General features: G+C 70.3%; 27 protein-coding genes. 14 read left to right on the top strand and 13 right to left on the bottom strand.

Annotated features, from left to right (window positions below; all coding sequences use genetic code 11):
* Nucleotides 1–447: 447 nt before the first annotated feature.
* The 3 genes from ABD401_RS02405 to ABD401_RS02395 all read left to right on the top strand — a co-directional run bounded on the left by ABD401_RS02405 (nt 448) and on the right by ABD401_RS02395 (nt 4697).
* Nucleotides 448–1725 (top strand): PucR family transcriptional regulator, encoded by a 1278-nt coding sequence (locus tag ABD401_RS02405; RefSeq protein ID WP_344601195.1) that lies wholly within the window; start codon nt 448–450, stop codon nt 1723–1725.
* Nucleotides 1726–1861: 136 nt separating this feature from the next.
* A complete protein-coding gene (locus ABD401_RS02400) occupies nt 1862–3184 on the top strand; it encodes a cytochrome P450 (protein WP_344601193.1) in 1323 nt (440 codons plus the stop codon).
* 49 nt (nt 3185–3233) lie between these two features.
* Nucleotides 3234–4697, top strand: coding sequence for a flavin-containing monooxygenase (locus ABD401_RS02395; protein ID WP_344601191.1), 1464 nt, complete (start codon nt 3234–3236; stop codon nt 4695–4697).
* Here the strand turns inward: ABD401_RS02395 and ABD401_RS02390 are convergent.
* Nucleotides 4607–5293 (bottom strand): TetR/AcrR family transcriptional regulator, encoded by a 687-nt coding sequence (locus tag ABD401_RS02390; protein WP_344601189.1) that lies wholly within the window; start codon nt 5291–5293, stop codon nt 4607–4609. The genes ABD401_RS02395 and ABD401_RS02390 overlap by 91 nt on opposite strands.
* Before the next feature lie 74 nt (nt 5294–5367).
* On the opposite strand from ABD401_RS02390, the gene ABD401_RS02385 reads away from it, so the two are divergent.
* The 3 genes from ABD401_RS02385 to ABD401_RS02375 all read left to right on the top strand — a co-directional run bounded on the left by ABD401_RS02385 (nt 5368) and on the right by ABD401_RS02375 (nt 8153).
* Nucleotides 5368–6513, top strand: coding sequence for an aromatic ring-hydroxylating oxygenase subunit alpha (locus ABD401_RS02385; protein WP_344601187.1), 1146 nt, complete (start codon nt 5368–5370; stop codon nt 6511–6513).
* 162 nt (nt 6514–6675) lie between these two features.
* The gene (locus tag ABD401_RS02380) at nt 6676–6921 is read left to right on the top strand and encodes a helix-turn-helix transcriptional regulator (protein WP_344601184.1); all 246 of its coding nucleotides are present in this window, start codon (nt 6676–6678) and stop codon (nt 6919–6921) included.
* The gene (locus ABD401_RS02375; RefSeq protein ID WP_344601182.1) at nt 6918–8153 is read left to right on the top strand and encodes a type II toxin-antitoxin system HipA family toxin; all 1236 of its coding nucleotides are present in this window, start codon (nt 6918–6920) and stop codon (nt 8151–8153) included. Before ABD401_RS02380 ends, ABD401_RS02375 begins: the two co-directional genes overlap by 4 nt.
* Here the strand turns inward: ABD401_RS02375 and ABD401_RS02370 are convergent.
* The 5 genes from ABD401_RS02370 to ABD401_RS02350 are packed head-to-tail and all read right to left on the bottom strand — an operon-like array spanning nt 8147 to nt 12730.
* On the bottom strand, nt 8147–8380 hold the full coding sequence (locus ABD401_RS02370; protein WP_344601180.1) for a hypothetical protein: 234 nt from the start codon (nt 8378–8380) through the stop codon (nt 8147–8149). The two genes, ABD401_RS02375 and ABD401_RS02370, sit on opposite strands and share 7 nt — an antisense overlap.
* Nucleotides 8381–8393: 13 nt before the next feature.
* Nucleotides 8394–8930, bottom strand: coding sequence for an aromatic-ring-hydroxylating dioxygenase subunit beta (locus tag ABD401_RS02365; protein ID WP_344601177.1), 537 nt, complete (start codon nt 8928–8930; stop codon nt 8394–8396).
* Nucleotides 8930–10180, bottom strand: a complete 1251-nt coding sequence (locus ABD401_RS02360) for an aromatic ring-hydroxylating oxygenase subunit alpha (RefSeq protein WP_344601175.1) — start codon at nt 10178–10180, stop codon at nt 8930–8932. Before ABD401_RS02360 ends, ABD401_RS02365 begins: the two co-directional genes overlap by 1 nt.
* Nucleotides 10177–11364, bottom strand: coding sequence for an acetyl-CoA acetyltransferase (locus ABD401_RS02355; protein ID WP_344601173.1), 1188 nt, complete (start codon nt 11362–11364; stop codon nt 10177–10179). Before ABD401_RS02355 ends, ABD401_RS02360 begins: the two co-directional genes overlap by 4 nt.
* Nucleotides 11354–12730 carry an OB-fold domain-containing protein gene (locus ABD401_RS02350; RefSeq protein WP_344601171.1) on the bottom strand — a complete coding sequence of 459 codons (1377 nt, stop codon included), beginning with the start codon at nt 12728–12730 and terminating at the stop codon, nt 11354–11356. The genes ABD401_RS02355 and ABD401_RS02350 overlap by 11 nt, the downstream gene beginning before the upstream one ends.
* Nucleotides 12731–12986: 256 nt before the next feature.
* Here ABD401_RS02350 and ABD401_RS02345 point away from each other — a divergent pair, with 256 nt between their 5' ends.
* Genes ABD401_RS02345 through ABD401_RS02325 form a run of 5 tightly spaced genes read left to right on the top strand, consistent with a single transcriptional unit; the run spans nt 12987 to nt 17982 of the window.
* Nucleotides 12987–14162, top strand: coding sequence for an enoyl-CoA hydratase-related protein (locus ABD401_RS02345; RefSeq protein WP_344601169.1), 1176 nt, complete (start codon nt 12987–12989; stop codon nt 14160–14162).
* 16 nt (nt 14163–14178) lie between these two features.
* Nucleotides 14179–15342: an acyl-CoA dehydrogenase family protein gene (locus tag ABD401_RS02340; protein ID WP_344601167.1), complete on the top strand. Its 1164-nt coding sequence runs from the start codon at nt 14179–14181 to the stop codon at nt 15340–15342.
* Nucleotides 15342–15956, top strand: a complete 615-nt coding sequence (locus ABD401_RS02335; RefSeq protein WP_344601165.1) for a TetR/AcrR family transcriptional regulator — start codon at nt 15342–15344, stop codon at nt 15954–15956. The genes ABD401_RS02340 and ABD401_RS02335 overlap by 1 nt, the downstream gene beginning before the upstream one ends.
* Nucleotides 15953–17236, top strand: coding sequence for a phytoene desaturase family protein (locus tag ABD401_RS02330; protein ID WP_344601164.1), 1284 nt, complete (start codon nt 15953–15955; stop codon nt 17234–17236). The genes ABD401_RS02335 and ABD401_RS02330 overlap by 4 nt, the downstream gene beginning before the upstream one ends.
* Nucleotides 17233–17982 (top strand): hypothetical protein, encoded by a 750-nt coding sequence (locus tag ABD401_RS02325; RefSeq protein ID WP_344601163.1) that lies wholly within the window; start codon nt 17233–17235, stop codon nt 17980–17982. The genes ABD401_RS02330 and ABD401_RS02325 overlap by 4 nt, the downstream gene beginning before the upstream one ends.
* 85 nt (nt 17983–18067) lie before the next feature.
* Here ABD401_RS02325 and ABD401_RS02320 read toward each other — a convergent pair whose 3' ends face one another.
* From ABD401_RS02320 to ABD401_RS02300, 5 genes are read right to left on the bottom strand one after another with little or no spacing between them, the layout of a single operon-like run.
* Nucleotides 18068–18805 carry an SDR family NAD(P)-dependent oxidoreductase gene (locus ABD401_RS02320; RefSeq protein WP_344601161.1) on the bottom strand — a complete coding sequence of 246 codons (738 nt, stop codon included), beginning with the start codon at nt 18803–18805 and terminating at the stop codon, nt 18068–18070.
* Complete coding sequence (locus ABD401_RS02315; protein WP_344601159.1) at nt 18805–19623, bottom strand: enoyl-CoA hydratase/isomerase family protein; 819 nt, start codon at nt 19621–19623, stop codon at nt 18805–18807. The genes ABD401_RS02320 and ABD401_RS02315 overlap by 1 nt, the downstream gene beginning before the upstream one ends.
* Nucleotides 19620–20381 carry an enoyl-CoA hydratase/isomerase family protein gene (locus ABD401_RS02310; protein ID WP_344601157.1) on the bottom strand — a complete coding sequence of 254 codons (762 nt, stop codon included), beginning with the start codon at nt 20379–20381 and terminating at the stop codon, nt 19620–19622. Before ABD401_RS02310 ends, ABD401_RS02315 begins: the two co-directional genes overlap by 4 nt.
* On the bottom strand, nt 20378–20830 hold the full coding sequence (locus ABD401_RS02305; RefSeq protein ID WP_344601155.1) for a MaoC family dehydratase: 453 nt from the start codon (nt 20828–20830) through the stop codon (nt 20378–20380). The genes ABD401_RS02310 and ABD401_RS02305 overlap by 4 nt, the downstream gene beginning before the upstream one ends.
* A 21-nt stretch (nt 20831–20851) precedes the next feature.
* Nucleotides 20852–22108, bottom strand: coding sequence for a cytochrome P450 (locus ABD401_RS02300; protein WP_344601153.1), 1257 nt, complete (start codon nt 22106–22108; stop codon nt 20852–20854).
* 149 nt (nt 22109–22257) lie between these two features.
* On the opposite strand from ABD401_RS02300, the gene ABD401_RS02295 reads away from it, so the two are divergent.
* From ABD401_RS02295 to ABD401_RS02285, 3 genes are read left to right on the top strand one after another with little or no spacing between them, the layout of a single operon-like run.
* On the top strand, nt 22258–22992 hold the full coding sequence (locus ABD401_RS02295) for a hypothetical protein (RefSeq protein ID WP_344601151.1): 735 nt from the start codon (nt 22258–22260) through the stop codon (nt 22990–22992).
* A complete protein-coding gene (locus ABD401_RS02290) occupies nt 22989–23579 on the top strand; it encodes a cytochrome c oxidase subunit 3 (RefSeq protein WP_344601149.1) in 591 nt (196 codons plus the stop codon). Before ABD401_RS02295 ends, ABD401_RS02290 begins: the two co-directional genes overlap by 4 nt.
* 3 nt (nt 23580–23582) lie before the next feature.
* Entirely contained in the window at nt 23583–23879 is a 297-nt protein-coding gene (locus ABD401_RS02285) for a cytochrome C oxidase subunit IV family protein (protein WP_344601147.1), read from the top strand.
* On the opposite strand, the gene ABD401_RS02280 is transcribed toward ABD401_RS02285, so the two are convergent.
* Together ABD401_RS02280 and ABD401_RS02275 are read right to left on the bottom strand one after the other, a co-directional pair.
* A complete protein-coding gene (locus tag ABD401_RS02280; protein WP_344601145.1) occupies nt 23869–24543 on the bottom strand; it encodes a TetR/AcrR family transcriptional regulator in 675 nt (224 codons plus the stop codon). The genes ABD401_RS02285 and ABD401_RS02280 overlap by 11 nt on opposite strands.
* Before the next feature lie 79 nt (nt 24544–24622).
* A partial coding sequence (locus ABD401_RS02275) for an ABC transporter substrate-binding protein (protein ID WP_344601143.1) occupies nt 24623–25900 on the bottom strand: 1278 nt, incomplete at its 5' end.

Raw genomic sequence — 25900 nt, 5'->3', positions numbered from 1 at the left:
GCCACCGCCGAGGTCCGGCCCCGCGGCGTCCGCGGCCGGGCCGGCCGCGCGCTGCGCGGCGACGGAGTCCTTGACCTCCTGGGAGGCACCACAGGCAGTGACCAGGGCACCGGCCGCGAGGAGCGCGACCAGCCGAACCGATGAGAGCGAGCGAGACGAGGGCACGTTCAACTCCGAGACGTTGTTGTGCTGAGGGACCAAAGACGTGGGGTCAAAGGTACGAATCGACGTGATTGGGGTCACTGTCACACGGGCACAATCTCCGTCGCGCCCTTTGGGCTCACCGGACCAGCCCCGCGGACACCCGGGGTCGGCCCGACGGTTCGGTTGCACAATCGTGACGAAATCGGACACCGGATCGGCCCCCGGTGGTAGCGGAGTGTGAGATCGGAGCCCCCCGCGGACGCCGGGGGTGACCTGGGTCACGCGACGTGGTTGTGTGGTGCCGTGTCGGGCGGCGCTGACCTGACCGCGGCCGCGCAGATCGCCGCCGCGGTCCGACGCCTGGCGGCCTCGCGGGAGGCACTGACCGCCGACCTGGTCGCCCTGTTCGCGGCCGAGATCGCGCCGCTGCAGCACGACGACCCGATGCGCACCCTGCTGGCCGCGTCCACCGACGAGAGCGTGGCCGCCGGCCTGTACGTGCTCGAGCAGGGCGTGGACCCGCGACTGCTCGGAGCGCCACCGGCCGCGCTCGCCTACGCCCGCCGACTCGCGCAGCGGGGCATCCCGGTCTCGGCCCTCCTCCGGGCGTACCGCCTGGGCCACGCGGCCTTCATCGAGGCCGCGCTGTCCGAGCTCGCCGCCGATCCCGACTGCAGCCCGGCCGAGACGGCGGCCGCGGGCGTGCACCTGCTGCGCGTCTCCACCGCGTACGTCGACTCGGTGTCCGAGTTGCTCGTCGGCGCCTACGAGGAGGAGCGGGCGACGTGGACCGAGCACCGCTCGTTCGTGCGGACCGCACGCATCCAGGCGCTGCTGGAGGGCGGACCGGTGGACCTCGCCGCCACCGAGACCGCGCTCGGGTACCGGATCGGGCAGACCCATCTGGCCGCCCTGCTCTGGTTCGACGCCCCGGCCGCCGAACCGGGCGAACAGCTGCGCCGCCTCGAGCAACTGACGGCGGCGGCCGCGGCCGTGCACGGCGGCCAGCACCTGTTCCTGCCGACCGACGAGGCCAGCGCCTCGGTGTGGATCGGCGTGCCGGACGAGCTGGAGGATCTCGACGACCTGGTCAAGGTGCTGGGCGCACCGGCGGCAACCCCCGGGGAGCCCGCACCCCGGGTCGCGCTCGGCCGCCCCGAGTTCGGGGCGGAGGGCTTCCGTGCCACCCACCGGCAGGCCGACCAGGCCCGGAGCGTCGCGCTCGCGGCGGGCCCCGCCGCGGCCGCGGTCACCTCGTTCTCCGACGTCGGGGCGATCGCGTTGCTTTGCGGCGACCTGGCGGCCACCCGGGTCTGGGTCGCCGACACCCTGGGCGCGCTCGCGGTCGACGACGAGGACACCGAGCGCCTGCGCGAGACCGTTCGCGTGTTCCTCAACCTCGGGTCCAGCCACACCGCTGCGGCCCGCACGCTCAACCTGCACAAGAACTCCGTGCAGTACCGGATCGCCAAGGCCGAGGCTCTGCGCGGGCGGCCCTTCCGAACGGACCGGGCCGACATCGAGCTCGCGCTGCGCGCCTGCCGGGTGCTCGGGCCGGCCGTCCTGCGGCCGCCGACGTGACGGCCCGTCAACCGCCCTTGTGCCACGGCCACGGCGGACCGGTGGACCTCTGGTGCGGCGGACCATGGGCACCGGGCCGCACCGCTTCCTACCGTCGTTCCACCCCGGACTGCAGAGCTGCGGAAGGTGAAGGCCGATGACCACCGACGTCTGGTTCGACAACGAGGAACTGTCGAACGCGAGCGGCAATCCCGACCGGCCCTACGACGAGATCAACCTGTCCACCAAGGACTTCTGGTGGGCGAGCGCGGCCGAGCGGGAGAAGACCTTCGCGGTCCTGCGCCGCGAGCGGCCGATCACCTGGCAGCCGCCGTTCGAGGACCAGTTGATCGAGGTGCCCGACGACTACGGCTACTGGGCGGTCACGACGCACCGTCACCTGATCGAGGTGACGCGCCGGCCCGAGGACTTCCGCTCCGCCCCGTCCATCCTCATGGAGAACCTGCCGGTCCAGGTCGTGGACGCCGCGCAGTCGATCATCGCGATGGACCCGCCCCGGCACACCGCGCTCCGCCGCCTGCTCGCGTCCGCCTTCACGCCGAAGCAGATGCGCCGGATCGAGGACCAGATCCACGCCAACGCCGCGCGGGTCGTCGACAACCTGATCCAGAAGGCGAAGGAGTCCGACGACGGCTGGGTGGACTTCGTCTCCGAGTGCGCCTCGCTCCTGCCGATGCACAACATCAACGACATGATGGGCATCCCCGACGGCCAGCGGCACGAGGCGGCCGAGTGGATGATGAAGGCGACGTCCTGGGGCGACCCGGAGTACGCCGCGACGCAGGACGACACGATCGAGATGCTGTTCGACGCCGTCGTCTACATGCACGACCTCGCCGAGGAGCTCATCGAGCAGCGCCGCGCCGAGCCGGGCCCGGACCTGTTCTCCTCGCTCGTCCTCGCCGAGGTCGACGGTGAGCGACTCACCAACCACGAGATCGGCTCGTTCTTCGTCCTGCTGACGATCGCCGGCAACGACACGACTCGGCAGTCGATCGCCCACGGGCTCAAGGCGCTGACGGACTTCCCCGACCAGCGCGCCTGGCTGGTCGAGGACCTGCCGAACCGGATGGGCACCGCGGTGGAGGAGATCGTCCGCTGGGCGACCCCGATCGCGACCTTCCGCCGGACCGCCGCCCGCGACTGCGAGCTCGACGGCGTCCAGATCACCAAGGGCGACAAGGTCGTGCTGTTCTACTCCTCCGCCAACCGCGACGAGCTCGCGATCGAGCGGGCGCACGAGCTCGACCTGTCCCGGCACCCGAACCCCCACGTCGGGTTCGGCGGCGGCGGGATCCACCACTGCCTGGGCAACCAGCTCGCCCGCTTCCAGGTCCGCGCCCTGTTCTCCGAGCTGCTGACGCGGTGCCCGGACATCGTTGCCGGGGAGCCGGAGATGACGCCCAGCAACTTCTTCCACATCGTCAAGCGGATGCCCTGCCGACCGTTCCCCGCCTAGCCGGACATTGGTACTTACTCGGAGTAAGAAACGGGGTTATGGTGGTCCCATGAGCGATCACGTGGACGTCCTCATCATCGGCGCGGGCCTGTCCGGCATCGGCACCGCGACGCGCCTGCAGCGCGAGCGCCCGGGCAGCACGTTCGAGATCCTCGAAGCCCGGGACGCGATCGGGGGGACCTGGGACCTGTTCCAGTACCCCGGCATCCGCTCCGACACCGACGCCTTCACCATGGGCTACTCGTTCCGGCCGTGGCGCGGGCGCGAGTCGATCACGTCCGGGGACTCGCTGCGCGCCTACATCCGTGACATGGCCCGTGAGGCCGGCGTGGACCGGCGCATCCGCTTCCGCACCAAGGCACTCGGGGCGTCGTGGTCCTCGGAGACCGCGCGCTGGACCGTGCGCGCGGAGACCGACGGGCAGCCCGTCGAGATCACGGCGAACTTCCTCTACGTGTGCGCGGGCTACTACGACTACGACAAGGGCCACACGCCGCACTTCCCCGGCCAGGAGGACTTCGCCGGGACGCTGGTCTACCCCCAGTTCTGGCCGAAGGACCTCGACTACGCGGGCAAGCGCGTGGTCGTCATCGGCAGCGGCGCCACCGCGATCACGCTCGTGCCGTCGATGGCTCCGACGGCCGGTCACGTGACCATGCTGCAGCGAACGCCGACCTGGATCCTCTCCCTCCCGGAGGTCGACAAGCTCGCCGTCGGTCTGCAGCGGGTGCTGCCGGCGTCAACCGCCCACCGGATCGTCCGGGCCAAGAACGTCCTGACCCTGCAGGCGATGTACGCGCTGAGCCGCCGCCGTCCGCAGACGTTCAAGAACATCTGCCGCAAGACGGCGCTGCACTTCCTCAAGGACCCGGCCTACGTCGACGAGCACTTCACACCGCCGTACGAGCCGTGGGACCAGCGCCTGTGCCTGGTGCCGAACGGCGACCTGTTCAAGGCGATCCGCGACGGAGCGGTCGACGTCGTCACCGACCACATCGAGCGGTTCGAGCCGAATGGGATCCGGTTGAGGTCCGGGAAGTTCCTGGAGGCGGACGTCGTCGTCTCCGCGACCGGCCTGACGCTCAAGCCGCTGGGCGGCCTCACGCTGGACGTCGACGACCGACGCGTCGACATCTCCGACACCGTCGCGTACCGCGCCTGGATGCTCTCGGGTGTCCCCAACTTCGGGTTCTGCTTCGGGTACTCGAACAACTCCTGGACGCTGCGTGCCGACCTGTCGGCCCGGTACCTGATCCGCCTCCTGGACCACATGGAGGCCAACGGGTTCAGCACCGCGCTCCCGACGCCGCCGCCCGGCATGGAACGCAAGCAGTTCCTGGATCTGACGTCGGGTTACGTCCAGCGCGGCATCGGGCAGTTCCCGAAGTCCGGCACCGTCGGGCCGTGGGTCGTCACCCAGAACTACCTGGGCGACCTCCTCGCCTCCCGCCGGGCCGACGTGGCCGAGGACATCGTCTTCTCCGCAACCGCCAAGGTGCCGGCTCCCGCCTGACGTCCGCCGGGCCGGCGCAGGCCTTGCTCGAGCAACGCGATCGCCCGCGCGACGCGGTCGGTGAAGCTGTCCCGCTCCTGACCGTGCGCGTAGACGCACGCGCGCAGCGAGCTCACGATCGCGCCCCCGACGACGTGGCAGTACAGATCCGCCTGCTTGCGACCGCCCGCGGTGGCGAACGTGGCCGCGATGATCTCCTCCCACTTCAGGAGGTTCGTCGCCATCGGCCCCTGCAGGGCCGGGTCGGTGAGCCACAGCGCGAACTGGGCCGCGAAGAAGTCGGGATCCGCCTCGGTGAAGTTGGCGACCGCGGCCACGACGGCGTCGCGGACGACCGGCCAGGCGTCGTCCCCGCGCCTCACGCCGGCGCACGCTGCCCGGAACTCCTCGGTCGCCTCGGGGACGCCGAGGAAGACCGCTTCCTCCTTGGTCGCGAAGTAGCGGAAGAAGCTGCTCGGGTGGTAGTCGGCCGCCGAGGCGATCTCGGCGACCGTCGTCGCGTCGAAGCCCTTCTCGGTCATCAGCGTGACGGCGCAGTGGGCGAGGTCCCGCCGGACCCGGGAGCGACGCACTTCGACCTTCGTCCGTCCGGGCACGCGACGACTGTAGGCCATCGCATTGTTGCGAGCGGCTCTTGTTCTTGAGAGTCACTCTTACCTACGCTGCCGCCATGGACCGGGCGCTCGAGATCGACGTGACCACCCAACTGCTCGACCTGATGGCCAGTCCCTCGATGGCCGTCGGCGACGAGATGACCGAACTGCCGGTCGCCGTCTACACCGACCCGGACCGCTTCGCCCGGGAGCAGCAACACCTGTTCGCGGGCCTGCCGCTGCTGGCCGGTCTCTCCGGTGAGCTGCCGGCACCGGGGGACTGGAAGCTGTTCGAGCCGCCCGGCACCTCACTGCTGCTGGTGCGCGGCGACGACGGGGTGGTCCGCGGCTTCCGCAACGCCTGCCGCCACCGCGGCGCACCGGTCGTCGAGGAGCCGAGCGGGTCCAACCGGAGCTTCACGTGCCCGTACCACTCGTGGACCTACAACCGCTCCGGCGAACTCGTCGGCGTCCCGCAGGCGGAGACGTTCCCCGGGCTGTGCCGCGAGACGCGGGGCCTCGCGGCCGTGTCGGTCACCGAGCGCGCCGGCACCCTGTGGGTCCTGCCGACCTCGCAGGGGGAGCCGTTCGACCTCGACACCCACCTCGGCCCGTTCGACGCCGAGCTCCGCCGGTGGAACCTCGGCGACCTGCACTACTTCGACCGTCGCGTGCACCGCATCGCGGCGAACTGGAAGCTGGCGGTGGACACCTTCACCGAGGGCTACCACATCCCGAACCTGCACCAGAACACGATCAACATGTTCGCCGCCAACGGGCTGCTGCTGGCGAACAGCTTCGGCCGACACCACCGCCAGGCCGTCGCGATGCGGTGTCTGACCGACTCGACCGAGGGCCCGACCGAGACCTGGACCGGCTTCGACGACGGCGGCATCGGGTTCGTCTACCTGATCTTCCCGAACACGATTCTGCTGTTCTTCGGCGACCACGCGGAGCTGTTCCAGGTCTTCCCCGACGGCATCGACCGCTCGGTCACCGTGCAGTCGCTGTACTCGTACGACCCGATCGAGACCGAGGACCAGCGGATCATCCTGGAGACCGCGCTCGACTTCTTCCACGAGATCGTCGCGATGCAGGACTACCGCATGGCCGCCGGCGTCCAGCGCCTGATCGCCTCCGGGGCGAACGAGACCTACCTGCTCGGCCAGTGCGAAGCCATCACCCAGTCCCTCCACCGCGACTGGGCCGCCGCGACCGGGTGATTTCGGGGAACCCGCACGATCGTGCGGCCAAAGGCCCTCACCCGTATCCACAGGGTCCCCGTAGGCCACGTTCCCGCACGATCGTGCGGAAATGCGTTGTCCTAGCGCCCGGGCAGGCGTATGGTCCCCTGAACGCCGCACGATCGTGCGGGAAGGAGTGCCATGGCCGATCGCACGGGCAGCTTCGCGAGCGCCGTCCGCACCCGCCGGGTGGCGCTCGGTCTTCGACAGGACGAGCTGGCGGACCTGGCCGGGGTGTCCGAGCGGTTCGTCTACGCCCTGGAGGCCGGGAAGACCACCGCCCGCCTGGACAAGGTGCTTCCCGTCCTCGCCGCCCTCGGCCTCCATCTGGAGCTGTGCCGCGGGGCGCGCGACCACATCGATGTCGCGGCGGACCTGCAGTCATGACCGATCCCAATGCGTCGCTCGAGTCCCTCCGAGAGGTCACCCACGCGGTGGTCTTCAAGGCCGGCCGTCCCGCCGCCACGCTGACCCGGGTCGAGGACGCCACCGAGTTCCGCTACCTCCCGGAGTGGATCGCGGCCGGCGGGCCGGCCATTGCGACGACCCTCCCGGTGTCCCCCGATCCCGTGGTGCGGCCACACGGCGCGCTCCCGCCCTTCTTCACGAACCTGCTTCCGGAGGGCCGCCGGCTCACCGCGCTGCGCAATGCGGTCAAGACGTCAGCGGACGACGAACTGACCTTGCTCCTCGGCGTCGGGTCGGATCTTGTCGGTGACGTGGCGGTCGTGCCCGACGGCCTTGAGCCGTCGGAAGTGCCGCCCCGCATCACCTTGCCGCTCCCGGGAGCCACGAGTTTCGCGGATCTGCTCGCCGAACTCGGCATCCGTGTCCACCGCGCCGGACTGCCCGGAGTACAGGACAAGGTCAGCGCCGGCATGATCAACCTCCCGGTCGCGCGGGCGGGCGAGCGGTTCCTGCTCAAGCTGAATCCGCCCGAGTTCCCGTATCTCGTCGAGAACGAGGACTTCTTCCTGCGGGTTGCGCGGCGCTCCGGCCTGACCGTGCCCGCGCACGAGGTGATCCGCGACGAGAACGGCAGCACCGGCCTGCTGGTGCAGCGCTTCGATCGGGCGACGGTGGAGGGCACGGTTGCGCCGCTCGCGGTGGAGGACGGCTGCCAGACCTGCAACGTCGCACCCGCCTCCAAGTACCGACTCGCGACCGAGCGCGTGTTCTCGTCGCTGGTGGCGGTGTGCGACGCACCGGCCGTCGCCGCGCGGGATCTGTTGCGGCAGCTCGCGTTCGCGTTCCTGACCGGCAACGGGGACGCGCACGCGAAGAACTTCTCCGTGGTGCAGGATGGGGACGGAGAATGGCGCGTCTCCCCCGCCTACGACGTCCCCAGTTCCCAGCCGTACGGCGACAACTCGATGGCTCTGCCGCTCAACGGGCAACTCGGCGCGAACTTCACCTTCCGCGACTTCGCCGCTCTGGCCGGCCACCTGCAGCTCAACGAACGCGCCACACGGCGCACGATCTCCGAGCTCTGCGAGCGGGTCGATCTGTGGATCGACGACCTCGACACGCTGCCTTTCGACAGTGGCCGGATACGCAAGCTGCGGCGCGTGATCGACAACCGGCGCAGCCGACTGTCCCCGAAGCCGGCGGCTCACTGAGTTCGGTCGCGCCAGCGGTCGTTGGACGGGTCGAGGAGAGCGCGGATGCGGTCCTCGTCGGCCCAGGCGAGGGCTTCGAGGGTGAGGGCGTCGAGGTAGCCGACGTGTTCGGTCGTCAGGTCCTCGATCCGCAGCCGCGGGCCGTTGCCGCGGCGGTCGATCGAGAGGTGGACGGCGGCGAACTCGTTCTCGACGACGCCCAATGGCTCGAGCTCCGGCTCCTCCATGAGATCGACCCTGTCAGATCAGGAACGAGAGTGTGTACAGCGGCATGTCCCGGTCGACGAGGGTGACCTTCTTCCACGACAGCTTGATCTCGTCCCGCCCGTCGATCGAGACGCGGCGCAGGCGGTACTCGACGCGGCCGGCCCAGAGGACGGTGCCGCGCTCGCGGCACTCCACCGCGAGCAGCGCGGCGCCGACCTCGGTGTCGCCGTTCTCGTGGAGGCCGAGGATCTCGACGTTCGTGATCGAGTGGACCACGTTCGACCGCGGGATCTGCGAGTGGCGCTTGCCCGACTTCAACTGCCGGATGCGGGTGCCGATCCGGGACCGGTTGTCGAACAGGACCGAGACCTGGGTGGTGGGGTCCTCGGCGGACTCACCGCCGGCGGGCACCCAGTAGATGGCGTCGTCGGTCCACAGCGCCTCCCACCCGTCGTAGTCGTGGGCGTCGGAGAGCCGGGCCTCGCGGTAGACGAACTGCTCCGCCTCGGCGAGCGGAATGACGCCCGATTCGGTCGAGCGATCGGCCAGGCGTTCGGACACCGCCGTCATCACTTCTCCATCAGGGACTTGTAGTGCCGCCAGATCGCCCGGATCGGCACCTCGTCGGTGTTGTAGCCGATGAGCTTGCCGTTCTCGTCGACCCGCTCGCGGTTGGCGCCGCGGTTGATGACCAGCCACTCGGGGTCGCGGGCCTGGACACCGCGCTGGTTGCGCTCGTACATCTCCGAGTCGTCGGCGAGCAGGAAGCCGGCCGGGCCGACGGAGCCGATCGTCTGCTGGAGCAGGCGCCGGTTCATCTCCTCGCCGCCGTCGAGCTGAATGGCCGTCACGTGCTGGACGGTCTCGTCGACGGCGACCGGCTGGATGACGAAGATCTGGATCTCGGCGATGAACAGGTTCGGGAAGACCATGAGGTGCGGAGAGCCCTCGATGAGGATCTCCTCGGTCTTGTCCCCGTGGACCTCGCGCATCTTCGCGATGTAGTTCGGGACCTTGTCCGGGGTGGTGCCGAACCAGCCCATGACGTTGCCGAGGCGGCGGAACTCCGGGCGCAGGTCGTTCTCGGTGTGCCCGTTGCCGAGGTCGCGGCTGACGGCGTCCGCAGTGTCGGAGTAGAGCGCGCCGATGCCGCTCTCGGCGGAGACGAAGACCGAGGAGTGCACGAACTGCGGGTGGTACCCGTCGGTCTCGTTCTCCAGCAGCATCTTCCAGTTGGCCTTGACCTTGTGCTTCAGCCAGCCGGCGGTCAACTGAATCTTGCCGTTCGGCGAGAGGCGGACGAGGCGGTCGATCTCCTTGGCCGCGTCGCCGAGGTGCTCCAGCAGCGGCGGGGCGTCCGGGTTGAAGCACCCGAAGACGAAGCCCTGGTACGACTCGACGCGCGGGACGCGACCGAGGCCGAGCTTCGACTTGTCGGCGATGCCCTCGTACCCCTTCTTGTAGGGGAAGCCGAGCAGGTCGCCGTTGTTGGCGTACGTCCAGCCGTGGTACTGGCAGCGGAAGCCGGTCGCGTTGCCCTTCGGCGCCTCGCAGACGAGGTTCGCGCGGTGCGCGCACCGGTTCTGCAGCAGGTGGATCGAGCCGTCCTTCGCGCGGCTCATGATCACCGTCTGCGGACCGAACGGCTTGACGACGTAGTCGTTGACCTCGGCGATCTCGGACTCGTGCCCGACGTACACCCACGTCGAGTAGAAGATCTTCGCCATCTCGTCGGCGAAGATCTCGGGGTCGGTGTACAGCGATCCGTGGATCCGGTCGGGCCGGATCAGCTCGTCGTACTTACTGCCCGTGGTGGTCATGACAGCTCCTTGCCGACGACGGACACGAACGAGACGCAGCTGCCCGGGCGACCGCCCAGGTTGTGCGTGAGACCGAGCTTCGGGTCGTCGAGCTGACGATCGCCCGCTTCCCCGCGGAACTGCAGCCAGCACTCGAACAGCATCCGCAGACCGGACGCGCCGACCGGGTGGCCGAAGGACTTCAGCCCACCGTCGGGGTTGACCGAGATGCGACCGCCGAGGTCGAAGTCCCCGTTGAGGACGTCCTTCCAGGCGCTGCCGCGCGGGGAGAACCCGAGATCCTCCATGAGCACGATCTCGGTCGGCGTGAAGCAGTCGTGCACCTCGGCGAGGTCGAGGTCGGTGCCGCTGATGCCCGCCTGCCGGTAGGCGTCCTCGGCGCTGGCCACGACCTCGGGGAACGAGGTGTAGTCGTAGCCCGGGTCGGCGGCGCCGCTGCCCGGACCGGCCACCATCGACAGGCCCTTCACGTACATCGGGCGGTCGGTGTAGCGGTGGGCGTCCTCGGCGCGGACGATCAGCGCGGCGGCGGCGCCGTCGGAGACGCCGGAGCAGTCGAAGACGCCGAGCCGACCGGCCACCAGCGGCGAGCCGGAGATCTTCTCCTTGGCCACGGGCTTGCGGAACTGCGCCCGCGGGTTCTTCGCGCCGTTCTGGTGGTTCTTCCACGCGACGTGGGTCATCGCGTCCCGGAACGCCTGCGGGTCGACGCCGTACTTGCGGCAGTACGCCGGGTCGAGCAGTGAGAAGGCCGCCGGCGCGGTGAGCGTCAGGTCCGGGCTGGTGCCGTCGTTCGCCACCGCGGGCCGGACGAGCCCGGAGTAGCCGGAGTCCTTGAGCTTCTCGACGCCCACCGCCATCGCGATGTCGTAGGCCCCGGACGCCACGGCGTAGCAGGCGTTGCGGAACGCCTCCGAACCCGTCGCGCAGAAGTTCTCGACGCGCGTGACCGGCTTGTACTCCAGCGCCAGCGGCTTGGCGAGGATCATCCCGCTCAGGCCCGACGCCATCGTGCCGAGCCAGTAGGCGTCGACGTCCGCGGACGTGATGCCGTTGGTCGAGGCGTAGCACTCGGTGGTCGCGTCGAGAAGCATGTCGTCGACGCTGCGGTCCCAGTGCTCGCCGAACGTCGTGCACCCCATGCCGACGATCGCGACCTGGTCGCGGATGCCCTTACTCCCCATCGCGAGCCTCCGTCAGGATGCGGGCCTTCCAGAAGTAGTTGTGTACGCCCCCGGAGGTGTAGAGCTTCCGGAAGGTCAGACCCACCCGGGAGCCGACGGCGATGTCCTCGGGCTTCACGTCCGCCAGCTCCAGCAGGGTGCGGCCACCGCCGTCGAAGTCGACGACCGCGTCGATCACCGGCGGCGACATCGAGTACGCGAGCCGGTCGACCGTGAAGGTGACGACGGTGCCGGTCGCGTCCGCGAGCGGGGTCGGTGTCATCTGGTCGGCGACGCGGCAGGAGACGCACACACGCGACGGGGGCAGGTGCAGGAAGCCGCACTTGTCGCAGCGGCTTCCGACGAAGCCGAACTTCCAGTCGAGCCCGCGCGCGCTCGGCGGGCCGGCGGGACGCTCGGGGTCGGGGCGGCGCGGACCTTCACGCTCGAGCAGGCCACGCCAGGTCAAGTAGGTGCCGTAGCCGACCTCGCGGCCGCCGGCGAGCTGCGCGCGCAGCGGGCTGCTCGCCCGGCCGGCGGCGATGCGGTCGGTGACCCGCCAGACGGTCGCATCGGCGCCGTCGACCGCGGAGATGGTGAGGACCGTCTGGCCGGGCTCGGCGCGGTCGAGGACGTCGGCGAGCCGGAGACCGAGGTCGGCCGCGCCCGCCTGACCCAGCGTCAGGTCGTCCCCGCCGTGTGCGGCGCGCGTCGCCGTCGCGGTACGGGTGTGCGGGCAGGAGACGACGACGTGGTCCGTGGCGGTCAGACCGGCCACGACAAGGGCCTGCGACGTGGCGGCCTCGATCAGCGGCGTGTACATCTCCTGACCGAAGCGCTCCTCCCAGCTCGAGGCCGAGTGGTCGCCCGGGGCGCGCCAGCGGTCGAGGAACTCACCGGTGACCGACGCCGTGGCGACCGGCACCAGGAGCGCCTCGTCCGCGGGGCCGAACAGGAAGGCGGCGGCCCCGTCGGCGTTCTGGAGCTCGTCGGCGGAGCCGGGGGTGCCGACGCGGACGTCGGCGAGGACGGCGAGCCCACCGGGCTGTGCGGCTGCGGCCCGGAGCGCACCCTGGGCCGACCGGGCGGACCCGGCGACGTCGACCGCGAACCCGTCGGTCCCGAGCCCGAGCGCGGCGTGGATCGCAGAGGCGTTGGTCTTCTCGGCGTAGGCCGGGGAGGTCGTCGCGAACCAGATCGAGGCGGGCCGCCGACCGGCGAGCGCCGCCCGCGCGGCCTCGACCGCCAGCGTCGTCGAGTCCTCGTCGTAGGAGGCCACGACCCGGGTGCCCTTGCCCCGCCCGGCGCCCAGCGTGGCGGCCACGTCGGCCAGCGGGAGCCGGTGGGCGGGCAGGTACGCGGCGTACGCCACGATCCCCTGCGACATGCGGGTCCTCCGGTGGTGGGCGGCTGACGAGGGCACTGCCCGCGGACCTCTCGGTCACCCTGCTCGGACAGTGTGTCCAGACTACCGCTCCGCCTCACCCCTGCCAAGCGGACCCCCCAGCCCCACCGACGCCTTCACCAGCCCAACCCCCGCTTCACCAGCCCGGCCGGGCCGGTGAAGGTGGGCACGGCGGGTGAAGGCGCGCTCCCGGCCGGGGCGTTGACGCCGCCGCAATTTTGAATCTACGTTCAAAAGCGTGAGCTCCCCCGAGGACGTGGTCCGACGGCTCTACGACGCGCTCGCCGCGGGTGACACCGCGACGATCGGGGCTCTGCTGCACCCCGAGTTCGAGGGCGTTCTCGCGGACGGGATGCCCGTCGGAGCCGGGGAGCACGCGGGCGCGGACGCGATGTGGGCCGACGGCTGGAAGCAGATCGGCCGCGCGTTCGCCGCGGGGCCGAAGCCGGCGGAGTTCGCGCCGCTGACCGACGGACGGCTGCTCGTCACCGGCCGGTACACCGGCCACGGCCGGCGCGGGGGCGAGCCGCTCGACGCGGCGTTCACGCACCTGTTCAGCTTCCGCGACGGGCGGATCTTCCGCCTGGAGCAGGTCACCGACACCGCGCGGTGGCGGGACGCGGCATCACCGCTGCGGACGATGACGCTCGAGATCACCGACGGCGTCGCGACCGTCACGCTGAACCGGCCCGAGGTCGGGAACGCCTTCGACGTCGCGATGACCGACGACATCCTCGCGCTCTCCACCCGGCTGTCCCGCGAGAGCGACCTGCGGTGCGTGCTGCTGCGGTCGAAGGGGCCGTTCACCGTCGGGGGCAACCTCGACTTCCTCGGCCCCCAGGGGCAGGACGAGCGGGCGGCGACGCTGCACCGGATGATCGGCGACTACCACATGGCGCTCGAACGCCTCGCCTCCCTCGAGGCGCCCCTGGTCGCCGCGATCAGCGGCTCCGCCGGGGGCGGTGGACTCGGCCTGGTCTGCGCGGCCGACGTCGCCATCGCCGCCGACGACGCGGCCTTCGCCCTCGGGTACGCCGCGCTCGGCATGACGTCCGACGGCGGCAACAGCTGGTACCTCCCGCGCCTGATCGGGCTCCGGCGCACGCAGCAGCTCTACCTGCTCAACCACCGACTCAGTGCCGCCGAGGCGCTGGAGTGGGGCCTGCTCACGGCCGTCGTCCCCGCGGCCGAGGTCGACGCCGAGGCCGCGCGCATCGCTGCGAAGCTGGCCGCCGGCCCGACCCGCGCGTTCGCCGGGATGCGCCGGCTGCTGCGCGACAGCTTCGACACCTCCTTGCGGGACCAGCTCGCCGCCGAACTGCGCGAGGTGGACGAGATCGCCCGCACGTCCGACCTCGGCGAGGGCATGAGCGCCTTCGCCGCCCGCCGCCGCCCGGACTTCCGCGGCCGTTGATCGTCTGGAGAGCACCGTGGACAGCAGCCTGATCGTCGACAGCCCGGAGCGCGCGGCCCTGCGCGCCGCCGTCGGGAAGCTCGTCGGCAAGTACGGCCACGAGTACTTCGCCGACTGCGCGACGCGGCACGTCGAGCCGACGGAGCTGTGGAAGGAGCTCGGCGCGGCCGGGTTCCTCGGCGTCCATCTCTCCGCGGAGTACGGCGGCGGGGGCGGGACGATGAGCGACCTCGCGGTTGCGATCGAGGAGACCGCGACGCAGGGCTGCCCGCTGCTGATGAGCGTCATCTCGCCCGCGATCTGCGGCACGATCCTCGACAAGCACGGCAGCCACGAAATCAAGTCGCGCTGGCTCCCCGGGATCGCCGACGGTTCGCTGAAGATGGCGTTCGCGATCACCGAACCCGACGCGGGCTCGAACAGCCACGTCATCACGACGACGGCGCGGCCGGACGGCGACGGCTGGCGGATCAGCGGCACCAAGTACTGGACGTCCGCGATCGACGAGGCGGACGCCGTCCTCGTGGTGGTGCGTCAGCCCGAGCCGGACGCAAAGGGGAAGCACCCGCTCTCGCTCTTCGTCGTCCCCACGGACGCGCCGGGCCTGAGCTGGACGCCGATCCCGGCGGCGCTGTCGCAGCCCGAGCACCAGTTCACCGTGTTCTTCGACGACGTGGCGATCGGGCCGGAGGCGCTGATCGGCGTCGAGGGCCAGGGGCTGCGCCAGGTGTTCTCCGGCCTGAACCCGGAGCGCATCACCGCCGCCTGCATCAGCAACGGCATCGCGCGGTACGCGCTGAACAAGGCGGTCCGGTACGCGACGGAGCGTCAGGTCTGGAACGTGCCGATCGGCGCGCACCAGGGCGTCTCCCACCCGCTCGCCGAGTGCTACATCGGTACCCAGACGGCGCGGCTCGTGACCTACCGCGCCGCCGAGCTCTACGACCTGGGCCTGGAGGCCGGGGAGGCGTCGAACATCGCGAAGTTCGTCTCGGCCGACTCCTCGCTGCGGACGCTCGACCAGGCGATGCAGGTCCACGGCGGCAACGGGATGTCGCTGGAGTACGGGCTCGCCGACCTCTGGTTCGTCGCCCGCATGCTCAAGACCGCCCCGGTCAGCCGCGAGATGGTGCTCAACTTCGTCGCCCAGCACAGCCTGAAGCTCCCGGCGTCCTACTGATGTCGGCGCGCGCGCTCTCGAAGAGCGAAGCCACCCGCGAGCGCATCCTCGACGCCACCGCCGAGGTGCTCAACGCCAAGGGCTACGCCGGCACGCGCCTGTCCGACATCGCCGAGCTCGCGCGGGTCCAGCCGACCGCCGTCTACTACTACTTCAACTCGCGGGACGAGGTCATCGGCGAGGCGGTCCAGGAGGGCGTGCGCCGCGTGCTCGCCTCCGTCGAGCGGGAACTGACGGCGCTCCCGGCGGGCGCGACCCCGCTGGACCGCATCGAGACGGCGGTCGCCGGGCACCTGCAGGCCACGCTGCGTGACTCGAAGTACGGCGCGGTCGCGATCCGGCTGGCGTCGTCGCTGCCACCCGCCCTGCGTGAGGCCCAGCTCGTCGACGAGCGCCGGTACGGAACGCTCTGGCGGACTCTGATCGCCGACGCCGCCCGCGCCGGCCAGCTCAACCCCGCCCTCGACCCGGCGGCCGCCCGCATGTTCGTCCTCGGCGCCCTCAACTGGGCCGCCGAGTGGTTCAACCCGTCCCGTGGGTCCCTGGCCCGCACCATCTCGACCGCTCAGCTGATGATCCGTCAGGGTCTGAGCGCCCCCTCGGAGGAGACATGACGGACTACGACGTCCTCGTCATCGGAGCCGGTGCCGGCGGCCTGTTCGCCGCCGCCCGCCTGGCGCACGCCGGACGATCGGTCCTGGTGGTCGAGCGCCTCGACAAGGTCGGTGGCCGTGCGTCGACGACCGAGGTCGACGGCTTCCGGGTCAACGACGGCGCGATCGTCATCGAGGTCGGCGGCATCACGGAGGAGACCTGCCGGGAGGTGGGCGCGCGGTTCGACATCCGCGAGCCGTCCCCGCCGATCCTCTACCGCGTCGGCAAGAAGGACGTCGACGTCACCGGCGGCGGGTGGGGCCTGCTGCTGTCGAAGATGTCCCGGTCCGGCGCCAAGATCCTCGGCGGCATCGGCGCCGCCCGCTCGGACGACGGCCTGCCGGAGCACGAGCTCACGCTCGAGCAGTGGCTGAACAAGTACACGAAGAACGAATCGGTGCACGGGATCTTCCGGAACATGTGCGCCTCGATCTTCGCCGTGGGTTCGGACGAGCTCCCCGCCCGCGTGTTCCTCACCTACTTCACCCGCAAGAGCGCGTTCAAGCGCTTCGGCTTCCACCCCGAGGGCACGATCGGCCTCTGGCGCGCCCTGGCCGACGCCATCACTCAGCACGGCGGCGAGGTGCAACTCTCCACCGAGGTGGCGTCCCTTCAGATGGCGCCCGACTCCGCGACGGCGACGCTCGGCGACGGCAGCACAGTCACCGCGCGGGTCGTCCTCAGCAACGTCGGCCCGGCCAACACGGTCCGCCTCGTCGGTGAGGACGCCTTCGACGCCGACTACCTGATGGCCGTCAAACGCGCGGACCGCCCGAGCGCAATGGTCACCGTCAACTTCGCGAGCCAGGAGCGTCTGCTGAAGATGCCGGGCATGCTCGGCTTCGCCAGGTCGCGCCGCCTGGCGTACATGGCCAACTTCACCGACCTCTGCCCGGAGATGGCCCCGCCCGGCTGGAACCTCTACGTCGCGACGGCGGTCCCGCGCCCGGCCGTCGGCGACTTCGACAACGACGCCGAACTCGCCCTGCTGTACGAGGACATCCGCGAGCACATCCCGGACTTCGACACCCGGGCCCGCGTCCTGTCCGAGGTCATCACCCGCGACGCCTGGCCGCCGCAGCGCGCGGTCGCCGGCTTCGACCTGACGCCCGAGACGCCGCTGCCGAACCTCTGGAACCTCGGCGACGGCGTCAAGGAGTACGCCAACGGCGGCACGACCGCGTGCGCCGAGACCGCCAAGATCGTCGTCGAGCGCGTGCTGGAGAGGTTGGCGTCATGACCACCGTGGCCGAGGCACCCGTCACCGCGAGCACCTCGCCCCGCTCGCTGCGCCTGAGCAGCGCGACGACCGTCGCCTGCGTCTGGACCACGCTGATCAGCCTCGGCCTCACGGCAATCGCCTTCTTCGTCGTCACGGGGTACGTCCCGCCGCCGGCGGCGGACGCGACCGCCACCGAGATCGCGGCCTTCTACGCCGACCACACCGACCGTCTGCGCGCCGGCCTGTTGCTGCTGTTCATCTCGTGGGCGGGCTGGGGCACCCTCGTCGCCGCCCTCGCCACCCAGATGAGCCGCATCGAGGGCGGACGTCCGGTCCTGACGCTGATCGTGCTGCTCGGCGGCACCGCCGGCTGGATGTTCCTGCTGCTGCCGACGATCATCCTCGGCGTCGCCACCTACCGGCCCGAACGGTCGCCGGAGATCACGCAGACCCTCCACGACCTCGGCTGGATCGCGGCGTTCTTCCCGTTCCTGCCGTTCGCGATGATGGGCATCGCCCTCGCGATCGCGATCTTCCAGGACCCGAGCCCGAACCCCGTCTTCCCCCGCTGGGTCGCCTACGCCAACATCTGGGCGGAGCTCCTCTTCCTCCCCGCCGGCGCCCTGCTGTTCTTCAAGACCGGCGTCTTCGCCTACGACGGCCTGTTCGTGTTCTGGGTCCCGTTCCTGATCTTCGGGGCCTGGATCCTCGTCCTCGCCTACGCCGTCCGCCGCGCCGCCCTCGCGGAGTCCCGCCCCGCCTGACCCCGCCCTGTCAAAAAGGGTGACACCCCCTACTGCGGAGTAAGGGGTGTCACCCTTTTTTGACAGGCGGGGACGGGTGAGCGCGTCAGCCGGCGCCGATGCCCATGCCGCCGGAGACGCCGAGGGTCTCGCCGGTGATGTAGGCGGCCTCCTCGGAGCACAGGAACGCGACGGCGTCGGCGACCTCGCGGGGGTCGCCGAGGCGGCCGAGCGGGGTGAGGCGCTTCATCGCGGCGATCATCTCGTCGCCCTTGGGGTGGGCGCGGACCTGGTCGAGCAGCGGGGTGTCGATCGGGCCGGGAAGGATCGTGTTCGACGTGATCGCAAAACGCGCGTTCTCCAGCGCGATCGACTTCGAGAACACGATGACGCCGCCCTTGGTCGCGGCGTAGACGGCGTTGCCCTTCGAGCCGATGCGGCCGGCCTCGGAGGCGACGTTCACGATCCGGCCGTAGCGTCGCTCCTGCATGCCCCGCAGGACGGCATGGGTGCAGGCGAAGACGCCCTCGAGGTTCACCGACACCAGACGCCGCCAGTACTCCGGCGTCGCCTCGGTGAACCAGCAGTGCTCGTCGAACCCGGCGTTGTTGACGAGGATGTCGGCCCCGACCCCGGACAGCTTCTCCTCCACCGCGGCGAAGTCGGAGACGTCGAGCACGACGGGCGTCCCGCCGATCTCGGCCGCGACCTTCTCGGCGGGTTCGGCGTCCCGGTCGACGACGTGGACGGACGCCCCGCCGGCGGCCAGCGCGCGGCAGATCGCCTCGCCGATCCCGCGGCCTCCGCCGGTGACGATCGCGGTCCGGCCGGTGAAGTCGGGCATCAGCGACCCTCGAACGTCGGGGTCCGCTTCTCGATGACGGCGGCGAGCGCCTCGCGCGCGTCGGCGGTGCCGGACAGCGCGGACACCGTGCGGGACTCGTCGGGGAACGCCTCCTCGATGGAGCGGCCGACGCCGTCCCAGAGCAGGCGCTTCGCGCCGGCCATCGCCAGCGGGGCGCCGGCGGCGAGGGTCCGCGCCATCTCGAACGCGGACTCCAGGACGGCCTCGTCGTCGACCACGCGGTTGACGAGGCCGATCGCGAGGGCGTCGTCGGCGGTCAGCGTCGGGTTGAGCAGCACGATCTCCATCGCCTTGCGGAACCCGACGATCCGCTGCAGCGCGACGGTCGACCCGGCGTCCGGCGCCATGCCGGCGCGGGTCGCGCCCGACATGAACTTGGCCCTCCGGCCGGCCACGACGAGGTCGCCGGCGCACACCAGCCCGAGCCCACCGCCGCCGGCCGCGTAGCCCTGCACCGCCACGACGACGGGCTGCTGCAGGCGGACCAACGCCCCGGCCACCATGCCGAGCCAGGTGGTCGCCTCGCGGAGGTAGTCGGGTAGGCCCTCACCCTTGGACGCAAAGTCCTTCACGTCGCCGCCGGCGCAGAAGTGCCGACCCTCGCCGGAGAGCACCACGGCGCGCATCGACGAGTCGCCGTGACACACCATCACCGCGTCGAACAACGCCTTCAGGAAGTCGTTGCTCATCGCGTTCGACGCGTCGGGCCGGTTCAGCCGCAGGTGCCCCACCCCGTCCGGGTAGAGGTCGAGCAGGACGAGGCCGTCCCCGATCAGGGCCTTCGGTTCCGAGGTCACGCACTGTCCTTCCGGTTGCTGAAGGCGTCCACGGCCGCGGCGCCGGCGTCGCCCATGATGTGGTCGAGGACCGCTTCGAGCTCAAGGTCCAGCGCGTCGTCGAGCGGCAGCTCCAGACCGCCGCGGATGAGCCGCTTGGACTGCGCCCGGGCCGCGCGGGAGCCGCGCGTCAGGCGCTTGAGAAGCGCGGCCAGCGCGGCGTCCACGTCCTCGGCCACCTCGTACACCAGCCCCCACTCCTGGGCCTGACGAGCCGTCAGGGCGTCACCGGTCAGCACCAGCGCGGACGCCCGGGCACGGCCGACCAGCCGCGAGAGCAGCTGCGTCCCGCCGCCGCCCGGGATCTGCCCGAACCGGGAGTGGATGTCGGCGAACGTCGCGGACTCCGCGGCGAGGACGAGGTCGCACGAGCAGGCGAGCTCGAACCCGCCCGCGACCGCGTGACCCTCGACGACCGCGACGACCGGCACCTCGGCCCGGGCGATCGCGGCGCGGGCGTCGCGGAACGCGGTGAACATCGTCGCGAGGTCCGTCCGCCCCTTCGCCCGGAGCGCGTCGAGCTGCGCGACGTCGCCGCCCGCGCAGAAGGTCCCGCCCGCGCCGCGGACGACGATCACGTCGACGTCCGCCTCCAGCTCGCGCACGCCGGCCGCGAGGCCGTGGCTGAGCTCGACGGTGATCGCGTTCTTCGCCTCCGGCCGGTTCAGGGTGATGTGCCCGACCCGGCCGTCGGCGCGGACGAGGACCTCGTCGCTCACTTCACGTACCGGACGATCGGCTCGATCACCGCGGCCGGCTTCGAGCCACCCTTGATCTCGATGGTCGCGTTCATGACGGCCTGCGCGCCGCCGTCGAACGTCGTCACCTCACCGATCGCGAGCGCCATCCGGACCTCGGAGTTCACCGGGACCGGGGACGGGAAGCGCACCTTGTTGAAGCCGTAGTTCAGCGCCATCGTGATGTTGCGGACCTCGTAGACCTGCACCATCAGCGCCGGGTAGAGCGACAGCGTCAGCAGACCGTGGGCGATCGTGCTGCCGAAGGGGCTCTCGGCCGCCCGGGCGGGGTCGACGTGGATCCACTGGTGGTCACCGGTCGCCTCGGCGAAGGTGTCGATCCGCTTCTGGTCGACGAGGACCCAGTCGGAGGAACCGAGGTCGGTCCCGGCGGCGGCGACGAATTCGTCGAGGTTCTCGAACACCCGCATGGGAGGGCTCGCTTTCGTGAGTCAGAGGTTGAGCTTGTACGGAAGCCGCTTGGTGGCGCACATGAAGTTACCGACCAAGTACTCCGGCTCGCCCACCTCGAAGTTCGGCGCGCGGGTGAGGATCTCCTTCCACAGGTGCCGCAGCTGGGTCTTGGCCAGCATCGAGCCCATGCAGAAGTGCGGCCCGCCGCCACCGAAGCCGACGTGCGGGTTGGGGTCGCGCCGGACGTCGAAGACCCACGGGTCGGCGAAGACGGCCTCGTCCCGGTTGCCCGACTCGTAGAACATGCCGATCCAGTCCCCCTCGGAGATCTGGAGGCCGTTCAGCTCGCAGTCGCGGGTCGCGGTGCGCCGGAACGTCATGACCGGCGTCGCCCAGCGGACCATCTCCTCGACGGCGGTGGGCGCGTACGCGTCGAAGTCCTCGATCAGGAGCTTGCGCGCCTCGGGGAAGTCGGTGAGCGCCTTGGCGGTCTGCGAGGTCGTGTTGCGCGTGGTGTCGTTGCCGGCGACGGCGAGCAGGCAGAAGTAGCCGGCGATCTCGTCCTCGGTCAGCCTGCCGCCGTCGACCTCGGCCTGGACGAGGTTCGTCATCAGGTCGTCCTGCGGGTTCTCGCGCCGGTCGGCGATCAGCGTCGTCGCGACGCGCAGCAGCGAGAGCAGGGACTCCATGAGGAGTTCCTCGGGCGCGAGGTCGGCCCGGACCTCCTCGTCCGCCCAGGAGACCATTCCCTCGACGCCGCGGACGGTGTCGGCGTGGAACTCCTCCGGCACGCCCATCATGTCGAAGATCGTCTGCATCGGGAGCTTCATCGAGACCTGGCGGACCCAGTCACCCTCGGGGTGCTCCAGCAGGTCGTCCACGATCTTCACGGCGCGCGCGTGGATCTGCTCCTCGATGATCCGGACGCGGCGGGGCGTGAACGCCGACGAGACGAGCTTGCGCAGCTTGGTGTGCCGCGGAGCGTCCATCGCGAGGAAGGAGGAGACGGTCTCGAGAATCTCGGTCGGGACCTCCTCGAGGGTGATCCCGTTGCCCGAGCAGAAGTCCTCCGGCCGCGTGGAGACCTCCTTGATGAGGGCGTTGGACGTGACCGCCCAGAACCCCTCCTGCTGCTCGTCGGGCTCCATCATCGAGCCCTCCGCCGGCGGGTGCCAGCTCAGCGGGCGCTCCCGGCGCAGGAACGACAGCTCCTCGTCGCGGCCGCGGGGGTCCTTCGACCAGAACGCGAGCGGCGACAACGACACCGGGTCGTAGGCCGGCTTGGGGTGACCCATGGAACGTCCCTTCCGAGCGGGGGCGGCAGCGCAACTACAGAAAGTCTGGACACATTGTCCGAGATCGGGTCTACTGAGGTCAACCTCGCTGTTTCTGAAGCGAGTTTTCACTATTGAATCTTCGTTACAGAAATCTCTAGGCTGGACAGATGACGCCGGGAATCCAACGTGCGTGCCTCTGGAGCGGACCGATCTTCGTCGCGGTCTTCTTCGGCGGCATCCTCGCGGCCGGGTGGTTGCCGCCACCCGAGGCCAACATGTCCGCCGACGAGGTCGCGGACATGTACCGCTCGAACACCGACGGCATCCGCACCGGTGCGGTCCTCATCGGCATGTCGAGTTTCTTCCAGGGCATCTGGGCCGCGCTGATGAGCCGTCAGCTGCGCCGCATCGAGGGCGATCGGCCCCTGTTCACCTACACGCAGCTCGCCGCCGGCGGCATCGGGATCATCGTGGTGATCATCCCCGCGTTCGTCTTCGCCACCGCCGCGTACACCCCCGAGCGTGACCCCGAGATCACCGCCGCGCTGCACAATCTCGCCTTCCTCTGCCTCGTCGGCGTCGGGTGGCCCGCGATCCTGCAGTGCGTGTCCGTGGGCATGGCGGTGCTCGGTGACCGCCGCGAGAACCCCGTGTTCCCCCGATGGTTCGGCTACGCGAACCTCTGGATCGCGTTCGCGTTCCTGCCCGGGCCGTTCATCGTCTACTTCCACACCGGTGCCTTCGCCTGGAACGGCTTCGCCACCTTCTGGATCCCTGCCAACGTCTTCGGCGCCTTCTTCGCGATGTGGTTCGTCGTGCTGCGGCGCGCGATCGAGAGCGAAGCCGCGGAGGACGCGATGGCTGAACTCTCCGACGTCGAACTTCAGGTGCAGCGCGGATGACTCTCACGCAGAACCCCCGCGACGTCCGGTCCGACCGGCCCGCGGCCATCCCCGGCGAACCCGGGCTGTGGCTGTTTCTGTTCGCCGACATGCTGCTCTTCGCTGCGCTGTTCGGCATCGTCGTGCACCTCCGCGACGACCAGCCCGCGATGTTCGCCGAGTCCCAGGCCTCGCTGAGCCAGACCCTCGGCCTGGTCAACACGCTGCTGCTGCTCACCGGTTCGCTGTTCGTGGCGATGGCGGTGCACGGCTCCCGGACCGGTGCGGGCCGCCCCGACAAGCTGTTGCTCGGCGCGATCGGCTGCGGTGCCGCGTTCCTCGGGGTCAAGGCGATCGAGTGGGGCTCGAGCATCGCCGACGGCCACACCGCCTCGACGAACGACTTCTTCCAGGCCTACTTCATGCTCACCGGCATCCACCTCGCCCACGTGACCATCGGCATCGGCGTGCTGATCGCGATGTGGCGTGAGGTCGGCCGACCTCAGACGCGCCGCACCGTGCTCGAGGGCGGTGGCTGCTACTGGCACCTGGTCGACCTGCTCTGGGTCGTCCTGTTCCCCCTCGTCTACCTCATGCCGGCGGGCTGATCCATGGCGTCGATCAACACCAACTCCCACACCGTCACGTTCCTGCGGACGCCGACGGGCATCACGTGGGTCGCCCTCATCGCGGTCACGCTCGTCTCGTGGTGGATCGGTACCGACCACGGACTCGACGACCCGACGGCGGCGGCCGCGCTCGTGCTCGGCATGGGGATCGTGAAGATCTACCTGATCGGCATGGAGTTCATGGAACTCCGGCACGCGGACCCGCGCCTGCGCACGGCCTTCACCGGCTACTGCGCGTTGCTCGCGGTCGGGCTGATCGGGATGCTCGTCATCCTCTGACGGGTCCGCCGTTCGGGCCGCGGATGCCGAACACCACGAGGTCGGTCATCTCACGCGCGATCGTCTCCTCGGACGGCGGACGCGTGACGCCGCTGAAGAACCAGTCGTCGAGCACGGCCATCGACAGGACCATGCCGAACGTCGCGCGGACGGCCACGGTCGGGTTCGCGCCGAGCCCCCGGCCCGCCATCTCCCGACGGGTGAAGCGCTCCAGTCGCTCCAGCGGCCTGGCGAACGCGTCGGACAGCAGGTCGCCGTCCGGGTCGTTCTCGGCGTCGAAGGAGTTCGCCCCGATCAGCGCCACGATCAGCTCGCGATGCTCGTGCATCATGTCGTGCAGAGCGTGGATCCACGCTCCGGTGAGGTCCTCGGTCGACATGCTGTTGGCGATGTAGGTCGCTTCCCAGGAGTCCACGAAGTCGTCGATCAGGGCCCGAAAGGGCTCCACCACCGCCGCCCGGAACAGCCCGACCTTGTTCCCGAAGTGGCGGAAGATCAGGGCCTCGTTGACGCCGGCGTCAGCCGCGATCTCTCGCGTGCTGGCGCCGGCGTAACCACGAGCGGCGAACAGACGGCGGGCACTGTCGAGCAGGAGCCCACGGACGACCGCGGAGGGACGGCGCACCGGGCGCCGGGCCAGCACCTCGCGCTCTGATCCGGGCACCCGGGCCTCCGTCGTCATGTTCCGTCGTTCACTTCATTGTGCGTCAGATTGTCTCAGATCGGTGTATCAGGAATGTTGCTCAGAATCCCTTGGGCAGACCCTTGAAGCACTCGAACTTCGAGCCCTTCGGCGCCGTGTAGCCCTCGGTCGTGAGGTTCAGCAGCGCGTAGCAGTCGTTCTGGTCCGGCGGTGCCTGCTTGTTGAAGGTGACGCCCGGGGCGAGGCCGTCGAGCTTCTCGTTCTTGATCATCCAGAGGCCTTCGAGCAGCAGGTCGCGGGTGATCGGGCCGCTACGGGCCTTCTCGAAGACGTTGGCGATCGCCTTCTCGAACAACTTGCCCGAGGCCCACTGACCGATGGTGTTCTGGTCGATCGACGAACCCGGCGCGAACCGGTCGTAGGCCGCGCGGAACGCCTTCACACCCGGGTTGTCGTTCGCCTGGTACGGCGCGTTGCCCGTCCCGAGGTAGACGCCGAGCTTACGGAAGTTCGGGTCGAGCGCGGCCTCGGCCGAGACCGACAGGGCCGACGTTGCCGACGGCGGCGCGTACCCGAGGGACAGACACGACCGCGCGAACCGAGCATCGCCCGAGCCTTCGAGGGCGACGAACACGGCCTCGGCACCGGCCGCCTTGAGCGCCTGGCACTCGGCGGTGTAGTCCGGCGAGGTGATCGAGGAGACCTTGCGGAGCACGACCTGCAGGCCCGAGGCCTTGGCCATCGCCTCGAAGTTCTCGTTGATCGCGCCGCAGATCGCGGCCTCGACGCAGTAGATCAGGCCGACCTTCTTGGTGCCCGCCTTGAGCGCGGCCTCCTTCGTCGCACCCGCATAGGCGGCCAGCGGACTGCCGCCCTGCGGGAAGAACCACGGGCTGGAGAACCACGGGGGTTCGATCATGTCGCCACCGACGAAGGGCACCTTGTTCTGCTCGGCGAATCGCTTCGCCGCGGCGAACGTGGTCGGGATGCCGGCGCCGACGATCGCGATCGCCTTCTTGTTGTTCACCATGTCGTTCAGGTTCGACGTCACGCGCGCCGGGTCGGCGGCGTCGTCCATCTGGTACAGCTGCACCGGATGGCACTGCACACCGCCGGCGGCGTTGACCGCCCGCGCCCACAGCGCGAGGCCGGCGCGCATGTTGAACGTCGAGGCCCCGATGATCCCCGACGACGGCGACGTCTGACCGATGATCACCGGCGCGAGCGTCTGCTTGCACGGGGCGTTCGGCCCGCTCACGTCGGCCGCGCCGGCGGCCGCGCTCTTGGTGCCCGATTTCGTCTTCGCACCGGTCGCCGCAGCGGGACCGGCGGCGGCCGCGGCCCCCGTCGTCCCGGTGGTCGCGGCGCCGGTGGTGGC

This window comes from Sporichthya brevicatena (assembly GCF_039525035.1).
Taxonomy (GTDB): Bacteria; Actinomycetota; Actinomycetes; order Sporichthyales; family Sporichthyaceae; genus Sporichthya; species Sporichthya brevicatena.
Note: the sequence above shows the minus strand (reverse complement) of the source record. Positions and strands in the feature narration are given on the sequence as shown.